This is a genomic window from Microvirga arabica, assembly GCF_016811235.1.
Taxonomy (GTDB): domain Bacteria; phylum Pseudomonadota; class Alphaproteobacteria; order Rhizobiales; family Beijerinckiaceae; genus Microvirga; species Microvirga arabica.
Genome location: NZ_JAFBID010000210.1, coordinates 1 through 948, shown reverse-complemented (window position 1 = coordinate 948; position 948 = coordinate 1). Strand labels below are relative to the sequence as shown.

1 protein-coding gene is annotated in these 948 nt (G+C 69.2%); it reads right to left on the bottom strand.

All coding sequences use genetic code 11. The features are described 5' to 3' along the window. Nucleotides 1–37: 37 nt before the first annotated feature. A partial coding sequence (locus JQC81_RS32515) for a calcium-binding protein (RefSeq protein ID WP_281400487.1) occupies nucleotides 38–948 on the bottom strand: 911 nt, incomplete at its 5' end.

The following is a 948-nucleotide window of genomic DNA, read 5'->3' as shown; positions in this document are numbered from 1 at the left end:
TTTGCTTGTGGGTGTGTTCGGGTGTGAGCGGGTGTGCTTACAGGGTAAACATCTGGAAGTGGGCGGCAGACAGCGCCGTGCCGGCCTTCAGCTGGGCGAACTGCACCTGGGCCACCCCGCCCACGCCATCGGCATCGTACGACAAAGCCCCCGTGCCCTGGTTGTACACGATCCGGTGCGCCGAGGTCGTCGCACTGGCCCCGATCACGAACGCGGCCGCTTTCAGGCTGCCGTTGAGGGTATAGCCCTCCTCCACCACCACCGGGGCAAACGCCCGGAACAGGTTCGTGGAAAGCGCAATCCGGTCGCCTTCCATGCCGTTGAAGTCCGCCACCTGGTCGACGTTGCCCAGGCCCGCCTCGAACCGGAACACGTCCGCGCCGGCCTGGCCCTCGAGCCAGTCCGCGCCCTCGCCGCCGATCAGCATGTCGTGCCCGGCGCCGCCCACGATCCAGTCGTGGCCGCCTTCGCCGCGCAGCTCATCGTTGCCGGCCTGCCCGTTGAGCAGGTTGCCGGCATGATCCCCCTGCAGCATGTCACCGAAGCCGGAGCCCTGCAGCCCCTCGATCGACAGGTAGGTGTCGCCCGCCGCATCGCCGGTGTTGATCGCGCTGTTCAAGAGGCTCGCCCGCACGCCTGACGAGGCGCTCCAGTAGGCGGCATGGTCCTCGCCGTCGCCGCCTATCAGCCGATCGCCCCCGCCGCGGCCCTCGAGCACGTCGTTGCCGCCGTTGCCGTAGAGCTCGTTGGCCGCATGGGTGCCGCGCAGGTCGTCGCCGTAGTTGGTGCCGCCCAGCCCCTCGATGGCCGCGTAGCTGTCGCCAGCGGCTTCGCCGGTGTTGCGCCAGCTCTCGAGCAGATCCGCCGTCACGCCCGCCGAGGCGGTGAAGTAGCCGGCATAGTCGAAGCCTGCTCCGCCATCGAGCGCATCGGCACCAAGGCCGCCCA